The sequence below is a fragment of the Pseudomonas sp. AU12215 genome (genome assembly GCF_001675465.2).
Lineage (GTDB): Bacteria > Pseudomonadota > Gammaproteobacteria > Pseudomonadales > Pseudomonadaceae > Pseudomonas > Pseudomonas nitroreducens.
On the sequence record NZ_MACM02000047.1, the window covers coordinates 14,610 to 32,692 of the forward strand.

At 65.9% G+C, this 18,083-nt stretch carries 15 protein-coding genes; 6 read left to right on the forward strand and 9 right to left on the reverse strand.

What is annotated here, in order from left to right; all coding sequences use genetic code 11:
• The 3 genes from A9513_RS11560 to A9513_RS11570 all read right to left on the reverse strand — a co-directional run bounded on the left by A9513_RS11560 (nt 1) and on the right by A9513_RS11570 (nt 2,358).
• Nucleotides 1-768, reverse strand: a complete 768-nt coding sequence (locus A9513_RS11560; protein WP_024762832.1) for an amino acid ABC transporter permease — start codon at nt 766-768, stop codon at nt 1-3.
• 11 nt (nt 769-779) lie between these two features.
• The gene (locus A9513_RS11565) at nt 780-1,586 is read right to left on the reverse strand and encodes an ABC transporter substrate-binding protein (RefSeq protein ID WP_037009662.1); all 807 of its coding nucleotides are present in this window, start codon (nt 1,584-1,586) and stop codon (nt 780-782) included.
• Between the two features lie 106 nt (nt 1,587-1,692).
• Nucleotides 1,693-2,358 (reverse strand): GntR family transcriptional regulator, encoded by a 666-nt coding sequence (locus A9513_RS11570; protein ID WP_065084801.1) that lies wholly within the window; start codon nt 2,356-2,358, stop codon nt 1,693-1,695.
• A 674-nt stretch (nt 2,359-3,032) separates the two neighbouring features.
• Between A9513_RS11570 and mqo the strand changes: the two genes are divergently transcribed.
• A complete protein-coding gene (gene mqo, locus A9513_RS11575; protein WP_065084802.1) occupies nt 3,033-4,667 on the forward strand; it encodes a malate dehydrogenase (quinone) in 1,635 nt (544 codons plus the stop codon).
• A gap of 56 nt (nt 4,668-4,723) precedes the next feature.
• On the opposite strand, the gene A9513_RS11580 is transcribed toward mqo, so the two are convergent.
• Together A9513_RS11580 and A9513_RS11585 are read right to left on the reverse strand one after the other, a co-directional pair.
• Nucleotides 4,724-7,435 carry a cation-transporting P-type ATPase gene (locus A9513_RS11580; RefSeq protein ID WP_065084803.1) on the reverse strand — a complete coding sequence of 904 codons (2,712 nt, stop codon included), beginning with the start codon at nt 7,433-7,435 and terminating at the stop codon, nt 4,724-4,726.
• A gap of 113 nt (nt 7,436-7,548) precedes the next feature.
• Complete coding sequence (locus A9513_RS11585) at nt 7,549-8,235, reverse strand: helix-turn-helix transcriptional regulator (RefSeq protein WP_065327401.1); 687 nt, start codon at nt 8,233-8,235, stop codon at nt 7,549-7,551.
• 218 nt (nt 8,236-8,453) lie between these two features.
• Between A9513_RS11585 and A9513_RS11590 the strand changes: the two genes are divergently transcribed.
• Nucleotides 8,454-9,365 carry a LysR substrate-binding domain-containing protein gene (locus tag A9513_RS11590; RefSeq protein WP_024762838.1) on the forward strand — a complete coding sequence of 304 codons (912 nt, stop codon included), beginning with the start codon at nt 8,454-8,456 and terminating at the stop codon, nt 9,363-9,365.
• Nucleotides 9,366-9,482: 117 nt separating this feature from the next.
• The gene (locus A9513_RS11595) at nt 9,483-10,475 is read left to right on the forward strand and encodes an MBL fold metallo-hydrolase (protein WP_065084805.1); all 993 of its coding nucleotides are present in this window, start codon (nt 9,483-9,485) and stop codon (nt 10,473-10,475) included.
• Here A9513_RS11595 and A9513_RS11600 read toward each other — a convergent pair.
• On the reverse strand, nt 10,465-11,340 hold the full coding sequence (locus A9513_RS11600) for a LysR family transcriptional regulator (protein ID WP_065084832.1): 876 nt from the start codon (nt 11,338-11,340) through the stop codon (nt 10,465-10,467). The genes A9513_RS11595 and A9513_RS11600 overlap by 11 nt on opposite strands.
• A 134-nt stretch (nt 11,341-11,474) precedes the next feature.
• On the opposite strand from A9513_RS11600, the gene A9513_RS11605 reads away from it, so the two are divergent.
• On the forward strand, nt 11,475-12,683 hold the full coding sequence (locus A9513_RS11605; protein WP_065084806.1) for a YbfB/YjiJ family MFS transporter: 1,209 nt from the start codon (nt 11,475-11,477) through the stop codon (nt 12,681-12,683).
• A 1-nt stretch (nt 12,684) separates the two neighbouring features.
• Here A9513_RS11605 and A9513_RS11610 read toward each other — a convergent pair whose 3' ends face one another.
• The 3 genes from A9513_RS11610 to A9513_RS11620 form a co-directional block, all read right to left on the reverse strand.
• Entirely contained in the window at nt 12,685-13,938 is a 1,254-nt protein-coding gene (locus A9513_RS11610) for an OprD family porin (protein ID WP_255302843.1), read from the reverse strand.
• Nucleotides 13,939-13,946: 8 nt separating this feature from the next.
• The gene (locus A9513_RS11615) at nt 13,947-14,363 is read right to left on the reverse strand and encodes a DoxX family protein (protein ID WP_065084808.1); all 417 of its coding nucleotides are present in this window, start codon (nt 14,361-14,363) and stop codon (nt 13,947-13,949) included.
• A gap of 62 nt (nt 14,364-14,425) precedes the next feature.
• Nucleotides 14,426-15,082, reverse strand: a complete 657-nt coding sequence (locus A9513_RS11620) for a hydrolase (RefSeq protein ID WP_024762844.1) — start codon at nt 15,080-15,082, stop codon at nt 14,426-14,428.
• A gap of 345 nt (nt 15,083-15,427) precedes the next feature.
• Between A9513_RS11620 and A9513_RS11625 the strand changes: the two genes are divergently transcribed.
• Both A9513_RS11625 and A9513_RS11630 read left to right on the forward strand, forming a co-directional pair.
• Complete coding sequence (locus tag A9513_RS11625; RefSeq protein ID WP_164488255.1) at nt 15,428-16,384, forward strand: GlxA family transcriptional regulator; 957 nt, start codon at nt 15,428-15,430, stop codon at nt 16,382-16,384.
• Between the two features lie 203 nt (nt 16,385-16,587).
• On the forward strand, nt 16,588-17,967 hold the full coding sequence (locus A9513_RS11630) for a winged helix-turn-helix domain-containing protein (RefSeq protein WP_024762846.1): 1,380 nt from the start codon (nt 16,588-16,590) through the stop codon (nt 17,965-17,967).
• The last annotated feature ends 116 nt before the right edge of the window (nt 17,968-18,083 follow it).

The following is an 18,083-nucleotide window of genomic DNA, read 5'->3' on the forward strand; positions in this document are numbered from 1 at the left end:
TCAACGCCCCCTCAGCAGTTTCATGGCCTGGCGGCCGAACATGCGGTTCGGTGCGGCGGCCTGGCCGTCGGATTTGCCGAAGCGCACTTCCAGCCAGCGCTGGAAGAAGCCCCACAGGGTGGTCAGGGCGAGGAAGTAGATCGCCACGACCAGGTACAGCTCGAACACGCGGAAGGTCGCGGAGGTGACCATCTGGGTGCTCAGCAGCAGTTCCTGCACACCGATCACGCTGACCAGCGTGGTGTTCTTCAGCATCACGTTGAACTCGTTGCCCAGCGGCGGAACGATCACCCGGAAGGCCTGGGGCAGCACGATGCGACGCATCAGCCTGGGGAAGGTCATGCCGAGGGATTTGCCGGCTTCGTACTGGCCCTTGTCCACCGCGCCGATGCCGGCGCGGATGATCTCGGCCATGTACGCGCCTTCGTTGAGGCCCAGGGCGATGATCGCCGCCTGGATGTTGCCGGGCAGGATGAACAGCCCCAGGTCCAGGTCCTCGAAGCGGAAGAGGCCGCCGGCGGCCAGTGCGGTGTAGAGGAAGACGATCTGCACCAGCAGCGGCGTACCGCGCATCAGCCACACGTAGAAGCGCACCGGGTATTGCAGTAGCGGGTTGGTCGACAGGCGCATCAGCGCCGCCAGCAGCCCGAGCACGCAGCCCAGGAGCATGGCGCTGACGGCAATCACGCAGGTCAGCCAGAGGCCGTAGAGGTAGATGTCGCTCGGCCGCAGCAGGTACTGCCAGAACACGTCCCAGCTGAAGTTCATATCTCGTTACCTCAGTCCAGTTTGTCGCCTTCGATGTGCCACTTGGCCAGGAGCGCGGCGTAGCTGCCGTCGGCCTGCATGTCCTTGATGATCTGGGTGACGGCTTCGCTGAGCTGCTTGTCTTCCTTGCGGATGCCCAGGCCGGTGAGGATGCGTGCGAAGGCCGGCACGCCGATCTCGAACAGGTCCGGGGCCATGCTCTGGTAGTAGCCGGCGGTTTCCACGGTGGTGCCGTAGGCGTCGGTCTGGCGGATACGCAGGGACTGGAAGGCGTCGGTGTCGGTGTTGTAGACCACCACCTTCATCGGCGGCTTGCCGGCCTTGGCCAGTTTCTCGTTGTGGGCGTCGAGCAGGGTGCGGATGGTCGAGCCATTGAGCACGGCGACCTTCTTGCCGGAGAGGTCGTCCAGGCTGCGGATGCCTTCGGGGTTGCCCTTGCCGACGACCACGGCCTGGCTGGAATACATGTAGTTGACCATGTCGATCACTTCGCGCCGCTCGGGCTTGTCGAACAGCTGGTCCACCAGCATGTCGCACTGGCCGGCGAGCAGCGCCGGGATCAGCCCGGAGAAGGGCGTGATGCGCCAGTCGATCTTCTTGTCGCCCAGGCGCTTGGCGATGGCTTCGCCGAGGTCGATGGTGACGCCGGTGAGTTTCTGGTTGGCGTCATAGAAGCCCATGGGCGGGGAGTCCATGCCGCCGCAGAAAGTGACCTTGCTGGCGTTCTGCAAGCGGTCGGGAATCTTCACTTCGGCGTGCGCCAGCGGGGCGGCCAGGCAAAGGGCGAGAAGGCACTGCGGGATCCTGCGTTCGAACATGTTGCTCTCCGGGGTGGGGTTGCCAGGGGCAGTTCAGGGACACAGAAGTACGGGTCTAGGCGCCCGTTGCTTCAAAGGACTTGCGCTTGCTCAGGAGGATTGCGCCTCAGGAGGCTTGTGCTTCAAGGAAATGGGCCAGGGAGGGGATGGTTCCCTCGATGTGCTCGCAGATCACCCGCTCGGCTTCGCGGGCATCGCCCGAGCGCAGGGCGTCGAGGATCACGGCGTGCTCCTCGCGGGCGCTCATGGGCTTGTCGACGTGCTGCAGCCACAGGCGCATGTGCGGCTCGATCACCGAATACAGCGCGGTGATCTGGCGCAGCAGGCGAGGGCGCCCGGCGAGGCTGCAGAGGTATTCATGGAAGGCGCGGTGGCGGCTGACCCACTGCGCGCTTTCGTCGCGGTAGTCGTCCATCTCGTCGAGCATGCGCTCCAGGCGAGAGATGTCGCGGTCGCTCAGGTGCGGCACGGCAATGCGGACGGCCAAGCCTTCCAGGGCGCTGCGCATTTCGAAGACTTCACGCATCTCCTCGATGTTCAGGCCGCTGACGATGGCGCCGCGATTGGGCCGCAGGGTGACCAGGCCTTCGGCGTCCAGGCGCTTGAAGGCACCGCGCACGGGCATGCGGCTCATGCCGATCTCACCGGCGATGTCCTCGGCCACCAGGCGGTCGCCAGTCTTGTAATGGCCGGTGCAGATGGCCTGGAGGAGGTAGTCGTAGGCCTCGTCTTCGGCACTCATCGGTGGGCGGGCAGTGGGCACCAGGCGCATGGGGATGTTTCCTCGTGGATTTTTGGATCCAATTATCCATGCATGCAAATAAGCAGATGCCGTGCCAATGATGGCGAAGTGATTGGAAGTCGGCGGGGTAGAGCGGTGGGCACCGGAAAGTGGCGTAGGAGCCATGGAGGGAGAAGGGGCGAAACGGTAACGGATGGGGCTGTTGGTGCGCGCTCGCGGTGCGCTTCGGTAACGTTGTGGTGCAGCAAGAGCATTGAGTTTTGTAGGAGCGAGCGCGCTTGCCAAGGGTTACCCGGCGAAACGGAGGCTGAGGGTGGTTCGCGAGCAAGCTCGCTCCTACAGTCCAGGGCGCGCGCGCCGCGTGCAACTTAAGCACACACCTACATACAAACCGGCTGGTCGATAGTTGACCAAGACGCTTGGTGAATGGCTGCGGCTTTCTATAGAATGCACAAACGTTTCAGCAGACCATGCATCCCTCCCACAACAAAAGCCAAAGCCGAAGGCTTTGCGTGTCTCTCTGCGCAGGACGTCCCTCATTCCATCAAGCAGGCCTCAGAGCCGACGGAGGAGGGAACTGAGTCCCGACTCATCCTCGTCATCTGTCGCCTTGCCCATCGCTCGCACGCTGTGCGCCGGGTCCGGCCTTCACGCTGAATGACGCCGGTGGGGAAGGCCAAGCCCTAACGACGAGAAACCTTTCGATGATCAAGAAAGTTAGCGGGGCGCTGCTGGGCCTCGCTCTGGCAGTGAATTGCGCGCCCGCCTTTGCGGATACCAAGAAAGTCGACGTGCTGCTGATCGGCGGCGGCATCATGAGCACCACCCTGGGCGTCTGGCTCAATGAGCTGGAACCGGGTTGGTCGATGGAAATGGTCGAACGCCTCGACGGCGTCGCCCAGGAAAGCTCCAACGGCTGGAACAACGCCGGCACCGGCCATTCGGCCCTGGCCGAGCTGAACTACACGCCGGAAGACAAGGACGGCAACGTCACCATCGCCAAGGCCGTGGAGATCAACGAGTCGTTCCAGATCTCCCGTCAGTTCTGGGCCTGGCAGGTGCAGAACGGCGTGCTGAAGAACCCGCGCTCATTCATCAACTCCACCCCGCACATGAGCTTCGTCTGGGGCGACGACAACATCGCCTTCCTCAAGAAGCGCTATGAAGCGCTGCAGGCCAGCCCGCTGTTCCGCGGCATGCAGTACTCCGAGGACCCGGCGCAGATCGCCAAGTGGGTGCCGCTGATGATGCAGGGCCGCGATCCTTCGCAGAAGATTGCCGCCACCTGGACACCCATCGGCACCGATGTGAACTTCGGCGAGATCACCCGCCAGTTCGCCGGCTACCTGCAGACCAGGCCGAACTTCAGCCTGAAACTCTCCAGCGAAGTCGAGAACATCACCCGTAACGACGATGGCACCTGGCGCGTCGAGTACAAGAACCTCAAGGACGGCAGCGTTACCGAGACCGACGCCAAGTTCGTCTTCATCGGTGCTGGCGGCGGCGCGCTGCGTCTGTTGCAGAAGTCCGGTATCGAGGAAGCCAAGGACTACGCCGGCTTCCCGGTGGGTGGTTCGTTCCTGGTCACCGAGAACCCGACCATCGCCCAGCAGCACCTGGCCAAGGCTTACGGTAAGGCGTCGGTTGGCGCACCGCCGATGTCCGTGCCGCACCTGGACACCCGCGTGCTCGACGGCAAGCGCGTGATCCTGTTCGGGCCGTTCGCCACCTTCTCCACCAAGTTCCTCAAGGAAGGCTCGTACCTCGACCTGCTGGGCAGCACCAACGTGCATAACGTCTGGCCGATGACCCGCGTGGGCATCGACGAGTACCCGCTGGTGGAATACCTCGCCGGCCAGCTGATGCTCTCCGATGACGACCGCCTCGCCGCGCTGCGCGAATACTTCCCGGAAGCCAAGGCCGAGGACTGGCGCCTGTGGCAGGCCGGCCAGCGCGTGCAGATCATCAAGCGTGACGCGGACAAGGGCGGTGTGCTGAAGCTCGGCACCGAGATCGTCGCTTCCGCCGACGGCAGCATCGCCGGCCTGCTGGGCGCTTCGCCGGGTGCATCCACTGCGGCGCCGATCATGCTCAACGTGCTGGAGAAGGTGTTCAAGGACAAGCTCGCCACGCCCGAGTGGCAGGCCAAGGTCCACCAGATCGTCCCGAGTTACGGCACCAAGCTCAACGACAGCGCGGAGAAGACCTACGCCGAATGGAGCTACACCGCCAAGGTCCTGCAACTGGACCCGCCGCCGGCGATCGACCAGGCACCGGCCGTGCAGCCGACCGACGCCGCCCCGGCTGCGGAAAAAGCGGCCAGCGACATGGCGCTCTGACCCCCGCAAAAGAAAACCGGAGCTGATGCTCCGGTTTTCTTTTCTGCGCCTGGAAATTAGCCGCGCGAAGCTTTCCAGCGGCGGATCACCAGTTTCTCCAGTTCCACCGCGAAGAACACCACGATGCCGATGCCCAACGAGATCAGCCAGCCGCTGAAGGGCAGGGCGACCGTATGGAAGGCGGTCTGCATGAAGGGCACGTAGATCACGAAGCACTGCAGCAGGATCAGCGCCAGGGTCACCGTGAGCAGAGCGCCGTTGCGCAGCAGCGCCCAGTTCAGCGAGAACTCCTCCTGCAGGCGGCAGTTGAACAGGTACGCCCACTGCGCGGTGACCAGGGTGTGCAGGATCATGGTGCGGATGTAGTCGGTATCGTGGCCGTTGCTGACCAGCCAGGCTTCCAGCAGGAAGGCCGCGGCGGTGAGCAGGCCGCCGACGTAGAGCACGCGCCAGACGGCGAAGCCGTTGAGGATCGACTCCTTCGCGTTGCGCGGCGGCCGGCGCATCATCCCCGGCTCGCCGGGCTCGAAGGCCAGGGCGAAGGACAGGGTGGTGGAGGTCGCCATGTTCATCCAGAGGATCTGCAGCGGCGCCAGCGGGATCACCGCGCCGGCGAGGATCGCCATGACGATCAGCAGGCCCTGGGCCATGTTGGTCGGCAGGATGAACAGCACGGTCTTCTTCAGGTTGTCGTAGACCCGGCGGCCCTCGCGCACGGCGCCGGCGATGGTAGAGAAGTTGTCGTCGGTGAGCACCATGTCGGCGGCTTCCTTGGTCACCTCGGTGCCCTTGATGCCCATGGCGATACCGACGTCGGCTTGCTTCAGCGCCGGGGCGTCGTTGACCCCGTCGCCGGTCATGCCGACCACTTCCTCGTTGGCCTGCAGCGCGCGCACCAGGCGCAGCTTGTGTTCGGGGCTGGTGCGGGCGAACACCGAATACTGCAGGGCGAGGGATTTCAGCTGCGTATCATCGGCCTGCTCCAGTTCCTGGCCGGTCATGGCACGCAGGTCGTTGCCCATGCCGAGCATGCCGGCGATGGCGACGGCGGTGTCCGGGTGGTCGCCGGTGATCATCTTCACCTGGATGCCGGCGCGCTTGCACAGGGCGATGGCTTCGATGGCCTCCGGGCGCGGCGGGTCGAGCAGGCCGGCGACGCCGAGGAAGATCATGCCGTCCTGCACGTCCTCATGATCGATCACGCCGTCATCGGGCTGCACCGGCTTGTAGGCAGCGGCCAGCATGCGCAGGCCTTGCCCTGCGATGAAGCCCATCTCGCGCTCCCAGTACTCGCGGTCCAGCGGCTCGGCGCCGTTGGCGCCCAGTTGCTGGTTGCACATGCGCAGCAGCACGTCCGGCGCGCCCTTGAGGTAGATCAGGCTCTGCCCGGCGACGTCACAGCGGCGCGCCATGTACTTGTAGGCGGAGTCGAAGGGGATCTTGCCGAATTTCTGGAACTCGATCTCCGGCAGGGTCGCCTTGCGCGCCAGGACCTTCAGTGCGCCCTCGGTGGGGCCGCCGACCACGCCCCAGCGGCCTTCTTCATTGAGCTGCAGGCTGCTGTCGTTGCAGATGTCCACCGCGCGGATCAAGGCTTCCAGCGAGCCGTGTTGCGACCAGTCCAGCTCGTCACTGGTGCCGCCGAAGGTGATACGGCCCTTGGGCTCGTAGCTCTGGCCCTCGACGCTGTAGAGACCCGTGGCGAGCAGCACGCTCTTCACGGTCATCTCGTTCATGGTCAGGGTGCCGGTCTTGTCCGAGCAGATCACGCTCATGGCGCCCAGCGTTTCCACGGTCGGCAGCTTGCGGATGATCGCCTTGTTCTGCGCCATGCGCTGTACGCCCAGGGACAGGATGATCGAGACGATGGCCGGCAGGCCCTCCGGCACCGAGGCCACGGCCAGGCTGATCAGCGACAGCAGCAGCTCGCCGAACGGATAGTCATGCCAGAAGAAGCCGATGATGAAGAGCACCACCATCATGCCGACGATCAGCTGGAAGATGCGCTTGCCCAGCTCGGCGATCTGCCGCAGCAGCGGCGTTTCGCTTTCATCGACGTTGGCGATCAGTTTGTTGATGCGGCCCAGCTCGGTGTTCGCTCCGGTCTCGATTACCACGCCGCGCGCATTGCCGGCGCTGACGTTGGTGCCGGAGAACCCGAGGTTCAGGCGGTCGGCCAGCAGCGCCTCCTTGTCCAGCGCGTCGGCCTGCTTGCCGACGGTGAGGGATTCGCCGGTGAGCATGGATTCCTCGACCTGCAGGTGGTGCACGTCGAACAGGCGCACGTCGGCGGGAATCTTGTCGCCGGGACGCAGGATGACGATGTCGCCGGGTACCAGCTGGGCGGCGTCCATCTCGATCTTCTTGCCATTGCGCACCACGTGGGCGGTGCTGCTGAGCATGCCGCGCAGCGCGGCGAGGGATTTCTCCGCCTTGTTCTCCTGGAAGAAGCCGATACCGGCGTTGATCACCGCCACCAGCAGGATGACGATGGTGTCCGTCCAGTGGCCCATCAGCGCGGTAGCCACGGCGGCGGCCAGGAGGATGTAGATCAGCACGTCGTTGAAGTGCCGGGCGAAGCGCAGCCAGAGCGGATCGACGTCCTTGGCCGGCAGCGCGTTGGGACCGACGCGCAGCAGGCGTGCGCCGGCATCGTCAGGGGAAAGGCCTTCCGCGCTGGTTTGCAGGTCGGCCATGGTCTGCTCAACGCTCTTGCGGTACCAGTCGGTGGCTTGCGGTTTGTGGTCGGTGGTTTGCGGTGCAGTCATGCTCTGACTCCCGGCTCCTGCCTGTTGGGAAAGTGGGACTGCACCCAGACTAGACGGTGGGGATTGCACCGGGCCTGTCATATCTCAAGGTTCGGCGGATCCTCGCTGAACCGTTACTGAATAGCGTGGTATTTGTCATCAGAGGTAGGGATTGGCGTAGCAATGGGCTCAGTGCGTGTTCGGGTCAGCATCGCTCCGGGCCGTGGTGAGGTGGGCGAAACCCTCGCGAACGGAGTCCGTTCCTGCAAGGTCGATGGCTCCAGTTCCCGCGTTCCGCCCACCCGGCTGGCTTGCCGCCAGCGGTTCGGCGTGCAGCCCACGAGCTTGCGGAAGCTGCGGCAGAAGTGCGACTGATCGGCGAAGCCGCATTCCTGCCCGACCTGGGAAATCGGCGCGTCGCCGCTGGCCAGCAGCTCGCGGGCGCGGTCGATGCGCAGGCGCAGCGCCCATTCCCGCGGCGCGAAACCGGTGGCCTGCTTGAACGCACGGGAGAAATGGCTGCGCGACAGGCCGCATTGCTCGGCGACATCGGCGATGTACAGACGGCTGAGCAGGCAGCCGGCGAGGATTTCCTTGGCCTTGCGCTCCTGCCAGGGGGCGAGGGCGAGGCGTTCGCCATCGCTGCGCGCGTCGTTGCACGGATCCGGCATGCGGTAGTGCTCCAGCAGATGCCGGCAGAGGCGCTGGCTGGCTTCGTGCACGCCTTCACCGGGGGACTGCAGTTGCTCCATGAGCTGCAGGACCAGGCGGTGTGTCGCAGGGGCGAGCATGGTCGCTACCTGGTGGGCAGGTGCGGGCATGATGTCTCTCTTCTCGCCGTCTTCCAGTGGCGGCAAAAGCCGCCTGATAAAAAAGGAAAATTCAAGGTAAATCAAGGTGATCCGATGCTCAATCGAATTCGCCGGAGGCAGCGCTTTCAAGCACATCCGTCCAAGAAAAACCTCGTGGGGCATGGTCGACTGGCGCGACCCTCGTCTTGTGCCAAGATGCCCAATTCCACAGCCCCGAGCGACCAGCCATGAACCGAAACGACCTGCGCCGCCTGGACATGAACCTGCTGGTGATCTTCGAATCCCTGATGCTGGAGCGGAATTTGACCCGCGTCGGCGAGAAACTGTTCATCACCCAGTCCACTGTCAGTGCTGCGCTGGCGCGCCTGCGCGACCTGTTCGACGACCCGCTGCTGGTGCGCGCCGGCCGCGCCATGGAGCCCACCAGCCGGGCGCTGCACATCTTCGAGGAGCTGCGGCCGGCGATGGATGTGATCTCCGCCGCGGTCAGCCGCGCCAAGTCCTTCGAGCCCCAGAGCAGCTGCAATATCTTCCGCCTGGGCCTGTCCGATGACGCGGAATTCGGCCTGTTCCCCGCGCTGCTGGCGCGCTTGCAGCAGGAGGCGCCGAACATCACGGTGGTGGTACGCCGGGCCAATTTCCTGCTGATGCCGGCACTGCTCTCGTCCGGCGAGATCACCGTTGGCGTCAGCTACACCACCGACCTGCCGGCCAACGCCAAGCGCCGCAAGCTGCGCGATATCGGCGTGAAGGTGCTGCGCGGCGACGACCGCCCCGGCCCGCTGACCCTGGACGAATACTGCTCGCGGCCGCACGTGATGGTGTCCTTCTCCGGCGACCTCAACGGCGCCATCGACCTGGACCTGGAGCGTATCGAGCGCCGCCGTCGGGTGGTGCTTGCCGTGCCGCAGTTCGGCAGCCTGCGCGCGCTGCTGCGCAACACCGAGATGATCGCCACCGTGCCGGACTACGCCGCCTGCGCCCTGGTGGAGGACAGTTGCCTGCGCGCCGAGGAGCCACCCCTGGAGATCAAGCCGGCGGAGCTGTCGATGGTCTGGAGCGCCGCCCACGACAACGACCCGGCCGAGCGCTGGTTGCGCGAGCGGATGGTGGAATACATGAGCGCGGCGGTACCCTGAATCCCGCTATCCGCTATCCGCTATCCGCTGTCGGTGCGCTTCCGACACAGGCGTCCAAGAATCGGGCGGGCAAAACGGAGCAGCATGGCGCCATCATCTTCCAAGGAGGCGCCCGCCATGCCGGCATCCCGCAGCAACCCTTGCTTGACGCTTTTGGCCAGCACACTGCTGGTCTCCACCGTTGCCTGGTCCGAGCCGCCGGCCGCGCCGAAGACCCAGGCGCCGGGCTATTTCCGCCTGGCCGTGGGCGATTACGAAGTCACCGCGCTGTACGACGGGTACAACGATCTGTCGCCGGGCCTGTTGCTGGGCCTGAGTCGCGAGCGCATCGGTGCTCTGCTGGCGCGCAGCGCCATGGGTGACGAGCGTGTGCAGACCAATTTCAATGCCTTCCTGGTCAATACCGGCAAGCACCTGGTGCTGGTGGACAGCGGTGCCGGCCAGTGCATCGGCGGCACCGCCGGGCACCTGCCGGAGAACATGAAGGCCGCTGGCTACGCGCCTGAACAGGTGGACAGCATCCTGCTCACCCATATGCACCTGGACCATGTCTGCGGCCTGGTGGACGGGCAGGGCCGGGCGCTGTTCGCCAACGCCACCGTCTACGCGACCCAGGCCGAGGCGGATTACTGGCTGGACGAGAAGCGCCGAGACCAGGCGCCGGAAAAGGCCCGCGAGTTCTTCCAGGTGGCGCAACAGTCGCTCGCGCCATACCGAGCCACCAATCGCCTGCGGACGTTCGTGCCACCGGCCTCGCCTTTGCCCGAGCTGCAGACCGAGGCCACCAGTGGCCATACGCCGGGCAGCACCAGCTACCGCTTCGAGTCCGGTGGAGAGGCTATCGTCTTCATCGGCGACCTGATCCACAACGTCGCCGTGCAGTTCGCCCACCCGGAGGTGGCGATCCGTTTCGACACCGACCCGAAGCAGGCGGTGAAGGCTCGCGAGGCGGAGTTCGGCGCGCTGGCGAAAAACGGCGCCTGGGTGGCCGCCGCGCACCTGCCGTTCCCTGGCATCGGCCATATCACCCGCGACGGCAAGGCGTACAACTGGGCACCGGCGGTTTACGGCCCGTACCAGCGTGCGCAGGAGGTGCCGTTCATCCAGTGACGGGCAGGGCGAAAGCCTGTGCGATGGCATCGATCACTGCCCGCACCCGCGCCGTATGGCGCACGTCCTTGTGGGTGACCAACCACACGTCATAGGGCAAGGGCGGGCGCTCCGGCCACAGGCGGACCAGGCCGCCCGCCTCACCCATTGGCAGCGGCAGTTCGCCCACGCCGAGGCCGCAGGCCAGCGCGCGGCGGACCATGAAGCCGGAGGTGCAGGTCATGGCGATGCGCCCGCGGATGATCGGCTCGGAGGCGAGGAGCAGGTCCTTGCCGGCATCCAGATATGGCTGGTAGACCACCAGGTCGTGCCCGGCAAAGGCGGTTCCCGGCTCGGGTACGCCGCGCTCCTCGACGTACTGCGCGGAGGCGAACAGCCCGCTGCCCCAGCGCGCCAGGCGCCGTACGATCAGGTCGGGGTTCTCCGGCTGGTGGGTGCGCACGGCAATGTCGGCCTCGCGCTTGCTCAGGTTGAGCATCTGCGTGGAAGTCTGCAGCTGCACCTCGATCCCCGGCTCCTCGCGGTGCAGGGCGGCCACGGCGGGGATGATGTAGTCCGTGGCGAAGGAGTCGGTGGTGGTGACCCGCACCACGCCACTCATGCGCTCGTCCATGCCGAGGATCTGCCGTTGCAGGTCGGCGGCGGAGGACTCCATGGCCTGCGCCGCGGCCATGGCGATCTCGCCCGCGGCGGTCAGACTGTAGCCGGCCGAGGTACGCAGGAAGAGCGTTGCCTCCAGCGAGCGTTCCAGCGAGGCCAGGCGCCGGCCCACCGTCGCCTGGTCCACCGCGAGCACACGGGCGGCGCCGCGCAGGGTCTGTTCGCGGCACAGGGCGAGGAACACCCGGGCGTCGTCCCAGTTCATCATGGTGATTTTCCTTTGATGCAGAAATGCAAACCTGGAAAGAAAACTCGCTGCATTATTTCATCTTCTCGCGACTTTATGATCTCCCCATTGTCAAGCAACGGCGCCGCCCCGACGGCGCGATAGGGGTTGTCATGAATACCGATGCTTCCCGCCTCGCCAGCCGAGGCTCCCTCTGGTTGCCGATCTGGGCCGGCCTGTGCGCCAGTCTGGTCGGCATCGGCCTGGCGCGTTTCGCCTACACGCCACTGATTCCGGCGCTGATCGAGGCGCACTGGTTCTCGGCCTCGGCCGTGGTCTACCTGGGGGCCGCCAATCTCGCCGGCTACCTGGTTGGCGCCCTGGCCGGGCGCCCGCTGGCGGCGCGCTGGTCGAGCGCCGCGGTGCTGCGCGGCATGATGCTGCTGGTCACGCTGTCGTTCTTCGCCTGCGCCTGGCCGCTGAACCAGGCGTGGTTCTTCTGTTGGCGACTGGTCTCGGGGATTTCCGGCGGGGTGATCATGGTACTGGCCGCCAGCACCATCCTGCCGCAGGTGGTCGCCAGTCGTCGTGGATTGGCCAGCGGAGCGATCTTCCTCGGCATCGGCCTGGGCATCGCCGCTTCCGGCACGCTGGTGCCTTTGTTGCTGGCGCTGGGGCTGGTGCAGGCCTGGCTGGGCCTCGGCGCGCTGGCCCTGGCGCTCAGCCTGAGCAGTTGGTTCGGTTGGCCACGGGAGCACGCCCACGCCCAGGCGCACAATGTCGCGGCGCCGCGAGCCTCGGCAGGCGTCTACGTGCTGTTCGCCCAGTACGCATTGATGGCGTCTGCGCTGGTGGCGCCGATGATGTTCCTGGTGGACTACGTCGCCCGCGGGCTGGGCGCCGGCACTCACAGCGGCGCACTGATCTGGACACTGTATGGTGTCGGTGCCATCGTCGGGCCGGTGGTCTACGGCTTCCTTGCCGATCATCTCGGGGCGCGGGCAGCGATCCGCCTGGTGCTGGTGGCGCAATTCATCGCCCTCGGCCTGTTGCTGGAAACCGGCGACCTGCGCCTGCTGGGCGTCGCCAGTCTGGTGATCGGTTCGTTCCCGCCGGGCATTGTGCCGCTGGCCCTGGCGCGGGTGCATCAACTGGTGCCTGGCCACGCTGCGCAGAATGCCACCTGGAGCCGTGCGACCGTCTCCTTCGCCAGCTTCCAGGCCATTGCCGGCTACGCCTACTCGGCGCTCTTCACTGCGAGCCACGGGCACTACGCGTTACTGTTCGCGATGGCCGCCGGAGCCATCGTCCTGGCGCTGCTGATGGAATTGGCGCTGCTGTTCAAGGCATCGTCCGCAGTGGCTGAAACCGCCCATGGCTGAGTCAGAACGCGCCCTTGAGCGGATACTCGATGATCACGTAGAGGCGGTCGATATCCGCTCCGCCCTGGGCGTCGTTGGCGCGGTGCGAGACTTGCGCGAAGCTCAGGGCCAGGTCTTTGGCCGGACCGGACTGGACCACGTAGCGGAGGTCCAGGTCGCGTTCCCAGTGACGCCCACCGTCGCCGTAGGTCGGCTGGCAGGTGGCGCCCTCCAGGGGGTTGTAGGCACCCCCGCACGGGGCATGGGTGCCGTCGATGCCTCTGCCGCGTACGTAGCGCGCGGACAGAGTCAGGCCGGCAAGCCCGGCGCTGGCGCCGTCCCACTGGTAACGCGCTTGCCAGGAGTGCTCACCGGGGCCGTTGAAGTCGGCGTACTTGATGGAGTTGGCGAGGTAGATGGAGTCGCCGCCGACGAAGTCGAAGGGTGTGTCGCCGTTGACTTTCTGGTAGGCAAGGCTCAGTGCGTGGCTGCCCAGGGCGACCTTGCCTAGCAGGCTCCACGCCAGGGTGTCGATGTTGCCGGCGCGTGCGCTGCCGGTGTCGCCGGTCTTGTACAGGTTGGCGTCCACCGACCAGCGACCGACTCGGCCATTGAGGTTGGCGTAGCCCTGGCGCCAGACGTCGTCCAGTTGGCTGGCATAGAGTGCACCTCCCCAGTTCGCATCGGGTGCGCTCCAGGTGGCGCCGGCCAGGCTCAGGCCGCCGAAGCGGGTACTGGCGCCGTAGCCTTCGAACTCGCCGTGGCTGGAGCTGGAATTCTGGTTCTTGAAGGCGGTGAAGCGCCCGGCTTGCAGGCGCAGGCCCGGCAGGCTCCTGTCGTCGAGAAACCAGCCGGTGGCGTACTCGGGTTGCAGGCGCTTGTCGCCGGTGTCGAATACCGGCGTCTCCACTTCCATTTCGCCCCAGGCCAGGCTGGTTTTTTCGTGCACCAGACGCAGCGCGGCACCCGCATCGGAGTAATCGCTCTCGCTGCGGCCGTCGCTGTCCAGCGGTAGCAGGCCGGTGCCGGCGTGGCCGCGCCCGCCATCGAGCTTCAGGCCGAGGAAGGCATGGGCATCGACGCCCAGGCCGATGGTGCCGGGCGTGACGTCGCTGCTGAACTTGCCGATGAAGCCCTGCGCCCATTCACGGCGCAGGCTCTGGCCGTTGGGGCCGGGGCTGCGGTAGTCGTTGTCGAGGAAGTAATTGCGCGACAGCAGCGACCAGTCGGCGGCGTGGACCGGAACGCAGGCGAACGCCAGGGCGCAGGGAAGCAGGGCGTTTCTCACGGTCCGGGCTCCGTGTGGAGGGCGCCAGGGCGGGGCAGGACGAGGCGATAGCTTCCCGGCCCGGCAATCGCCAGACCGGCGAAAAGAATCAGCATCCACCAGGCGAACTGGCCTTCCTCCAGCGACCACTGCGGGTGCACGAACACGAGTGCCACCAGGAGTACGGCGATCACCGGCAGGCAGGCGAGGCGGGCGAACACGCCGAGGATCAGCAGGATCGGGCAGAGCACTTCGGCGAACACCGCCAGCACCAGGGTTGGCGCAGCGCCGATGCCGAAGGGATCTTCGATGTGCTGCAGCTCGCTTTGCCAGTGCAGCAGCTTGGGCAGCCCGTGCACCTGGAGCAGCAGCAGGGCGGCGGCAACGCGCATGAACAGCAGCGCTAGCGCGCCGGAGCGGTCGGGGGTCGGCATGGTGTCGTCAATCCTGCAAATGAAAAAGGGGCGGCAATGCCGCCCCTATCCGGTGCCCGGGCTCAGTGGCCTTCGCTGGCGTTGAACATGGTCTTGGCGTAGATCAGGCCCAGGCCGTAGGCGCCGCCATGCTCGATGGAGGTCTTTACGGTGGCATCGTAGGTCTCGCCGCGGGCCCAGTCGCGTTGCAGCTCCAGCAGGTACTGCAGGGAGGTCATCGGGCGGGCACCCAGCTGGATCATTCGTTGCAGGGCCATTTCGTGGGCCTCGGTGGAGACGTCGCCACAGGCGTCGGCGATGACGTAGACCTCGAAGCCCTGGTCAATGGCCGACAGGGCCGGGCCGACGATGCACACGGAGGTCCAGAGGCCGGCCAGGACGATCTTCTGCTTGCCGAACTTGTTCACTTCCACGGCGATGCGCGGGTCTTCCCAGGTGTTCATGCTGGTGCGGTCGATGACGTTGTGCTCGGGGAAGACCGACTTGATCTCGTCGAAGATCGGGCCGGAGAAGCTCTTCTCGGCGACGGTGGTGAGGATGGTGGAAACGTCGAACTCCTTGGCCGCCTTGGCCACCAGGGCGGCGTTGTTGCGCAGGGTCACGGCGTCGATGGACTTGGTCGCGAAGGACATCTGCGACTGGTGGTCGATCATGATCAGGGTGTGGTCGGTGGGGTTGAGCAGGGTCTTGCCGGGAACGGCTTTGGCGATGGCGGTCATGGCGATGGTCCTTGTGGATGGCGTGGGTGGATGAGGTTCGAGTGGTCGATGGGCCCGGACTGCCGTAGCCGGTGCCGAACCGTGGACGCATCTTTGCCGATCGGCGAAAGGCGCGGAACAGACAGCCTTGCACGGCCACTTTGCAGTTCTGCAAGGCCCGCCCGAGGGCGTTGATGGGCAGACTATGGTTCCGCCGCCCCGCCAATTATTGGACCTGTGTGCTCGGCCCGCCTGGCGGAGAATGATGCAAACGTGCGATTCATCGTCGTGGCGAATCGGTACAGTGGTTTTTTCCATACCGGGGCACGCGAGACCGCCAAGCCCCGCTTGCGTGCGAGTAGAAGAATGAAAACAGTGGCCATGGTGCTGTACGACGATGTGCTGGCGCTGGATGTAACGGGGCCGATGGAGGTGTTCTCCATGGCGAACCGCTACCTGCCGCCGGAGCAGCACTACCGGTTGCTGACGGTGGCGGCGAAGCCGGAGGCCGTGCGCGCCTCCAGCGGCCTGAAGATGAGCGCGGACCTGCCGCTGGAAGCACTGCTGGCGGGCGTCGACCTGCTGCTGGTGCCCGGCGGGCCGGGCGCCTACAACGGCCGTAACGAGGCGCTCACTGCCGGGCTGCCGGCAGCGGCGCGCGCGGCGAAACGCTATGGCGCGGTGTGCACCGGAGCCTTCCTGCTCGGCGCGGCCGGGTTGCTCGACGGCTACCGTTGCACCACCCACTGGAATTACCTGGAGCGCCTGGCACAGCTGTACCCGCGCACCCAGGTGCAGGCAGAGCGTATCTACGTCATCGACCGCAACCTGATCACTTCCGGCGGGGTCACCGCCGGCATCGACATGGCGCTGGCCGTCGTCGCCGAGGACCACGGCAAGGACATCGCGCTGGAAGTCGCCAAGGTGCTGCTGGTGGTGCTCAAGCGCCAGGGCGGGCAGACGCCGTTCGGCCCGCTGCTGGTGTCGGTGGTGCGCGACGGCTCGGTGATCGCCCGCGCACAGGCCTTCGTGGTGGACCACATCGACGAGCCGCTGACGGTGAATCGCCTGGCCGAACAGGTGGCCATGAGCCCGCGCAACTTCGCCCGTGCCTTCCAGCGCGAGACCAGCATGACGCCCATGCAGTACGTGCAGAGCGCGCGCATCGACCACGCGCGCAAGCTGCTGGAAAGCAGCGACCTGCCACTCAAGCAGGTGGCTTGTCGCAGCGGCTTCGGCAGCCCCCGGCACATGCGCACGGTCTTCGGCGAACGCATCGGCATGACGCCGAGCCAGTACCGCGAGCAGTTCGGCTTCGCCTGATGGCAGTGCGCCGCATTTCATGCCGGTTGACCGTCCGGCGCACCCTAGTTGGCCGAATCCTTCCCCCTGCGGGAATTGCGCTGTCACACGAGGACGGGAAAATACCCTGACCACCAATCAGGGGCGCGTCACCTCGGTTCTGACCAGATCGCCTGGAGGCCTTGTTGTAGAGCGATCCGTCGGACTAAAGACGTGAGCAGGAAATGAGCGAAAGCACGGAAAACCGCACCGAGACCATCCTGCAGTTCGGTCGCTTCCAGTTTCATCCCTACAAGCGCCAGCTGCTGCAGGGGGACCGCCCGGTGCGCATCGGCAGCCGGGCGCTGGACATTCTCCAGGTGCTGATCCGCCAGCCCGGCGAGATCATCGGCAAGGATACGATCATCGCCCAGGTGTGGGGCAACACCGTGGTCGAAGAGATCAACCTGCGCGTACACATCGCCGCCCTGCGTCGCGCCCTCGGCGAAGGCCGCACCGGCGAACGCTACATCGCCAACGTGCCGCTGCGCGGCTATGGCTTCGTCGGTGTGGTGGAAACCGTCACCGCCCCGGTACAGGCTGTCGCACTGCCTTGCGAGGTGCGCGCCAGCAACCTGCCGGTGCTGCTGATGGGCCTGGTCGGCCGCCAGGCGCTGCTGGAACGGGTGGTGAGGCAGCTGCCCGCGACGCGCCTGCTGACCCTGGTCGGCCCTGGGGGCATGGGCAAGACCTCGCTGGCGATCCACTGCGCCGAGTCGTTGCACAAGCATTTCAGCCAGGTGCGCTTCCTCGATCTGTCCATCGACCCGGATGGCATCTCCCTCAGCCAGAACCTCGCCGTCCTCCTGCGCGAGCCGGTGCAGGAGCCGACCCTGCTGTTGCTGGATAACTGCGAGCACCTTGCCGAGCGCTGCGCCGAGGCGGTGGAGTACCTGTTGCGCCTGCATCCGGCGCTGAGCATTCTTGCCACCAGCCGCGAGCCGTTGCGCGCGGAAGGCGAACATGTGCTGCGCCTGCCGCCGCTGGAGGTGCCCGCGCAGGACGACGCGCCCCTGGCACTGGCCATGTGCAGTTCGGCGGTTCAGCTGTTCGTGATGCGTGCGCGGGAAGTCTGCGACCGCTTCGAACTCAAGCCGGGCCAGGTGCGCGCGATCATCGATATCTGCCGGCGCCTGGACGGCATTCCCCTGGCCATCGAGATGGCGGCGCGGCAGGTGGGCATCCTCGGTCTCACCGGGCTGCCGGCCCTGCTGGATACGCCCATGCAACTGCTGATGCCCGGACGCCGTACCGCGCCGGCGCGGCAGCAGAGCCTGCGGGCGACCTATGACTGGAGCTACGGGTTGCTGGATGTTGCCGAGCAACGCTGCCTTCGCCTGCTCGCGCAACTGGACGAGGACTTCACGCTCGACGCGGCCGTGGCCTCGCTCGATGGCAATCCCCTGTGCCGCGAATGTGCATTCGCGGCGGTGCGCCAACTGGCGGACAAGTCGCTGCTGTGGGTGGAGCAGGGCGAGTGCGAGGTACGCTACCGGTTGCCCCACACGGCGCGGGCGTATATGCGGCAGGTCGATGTAGCCGAATTGGCTATCAGCGCCGCTTAATCGCACCTTCGATTACCCAAGCGCTGGGGCGGACTCGAAATCTCTGTCACCGCAAGGTAACCCGCCCTGTCGGCGATAGCCCGTTCCGGGTTCGTCACCCTGGAAAAGCAAAAGCC

Coding starts and splice junctions, on each gene's coding strand:
- A9513_RS11560 (WP_024762832.1), bottom strand. CDS start 768: ATGAACTTCAGCTGGGACGTGTTCTGGCAGTACCTGCTGCGGCCGAGC.
- A9513_RS11565 (WP_037009662.1), bottom strand. CDS start 1,586: ATGTTCGAACGCAGGATCCCGCAGTGCCTTCTCGCCCTTTGCCTGGCC.
- A9513_RS11570 (WP_065084801.1), bottom strand. CDS start 2,358: ATGCGCCTGGTGCCCACTGCCCGCCCACCGATGAGTGCCGAAGACGAG.
- mqo (WP_065084802.1), top strand. CDS start 3,033: ATGATCAAGAAAGTTAGCGGGGCGCTGCTGGGCCTCGCTCTGGCAGTG.
- A9513_RS11580 (WP_065084803.1), bottom strand. CDS start 7,435: ATGACTGCACCGCAAACCACCGACCACAAACCGCAAGCCACCGACTGG.
- A9513_RS11585 (WP_065327401.1), bottom strand. CDS start 8,235: ATGCCCGCACCTGCCCACCAGGTAGCGACCATGCTCGCCCCTGCGACA.
- A9513_RS11590 (WP_024762838.1), top strand. CDS start 8,454: ATGAACCGAAACGACCTGCGCCGCCTGGACATGAACCTGCTGGTGATC.
- A9513_RS11595 (WP_065084805.1), top strand. CDS start 9,483: ATGCCGGCATCCCGCAGCAACCCTTGCTTGACGCTTTTGGCCAGCACA.
- A9513_RS11600 (WP_065084832.1), bottom strand. CDS start 11,340: ATGAACTGGGACGACGCCCGGGTGTTCCTCGCCCTGTGCCGCGAACAG.
- A9513_RS11605 (WP_065084806.1), top strand. CDS start 11,475: ATGAATACCGATGCTTCCCGCCTCGCCAGCCGAGGCTCCCTCTGGTTG.
- A9513_RS11615 (WP_065084808.1), bottom strand. CDS start 14,363: ATGCCGACCCCCGACCGCTCCGGCGCGCTAGCGCTGCTGTTCATGCGC.
- A9513_RS11620 (WP_024762844.1), bottom strand. CDS start 15,082: ATGACCGCCATCGCCAAAGCCGTTCCCGGCAAGACCCTGCTCAACCCC.
- A9513_RS11625 (WP_164488255.1), top strand. CDS start 15,428: ATGAAAACAGTGGCCATGGTGCTGTACGACGATGTGCTGGCGCTGGAT.
- A9513_RS11630 (WP_024762846.1), top strand. CDS start 16,588: ATGAGCGAAAGCACGGAAAACCGCACCGAGACCATCCTGCAGTTCGGT.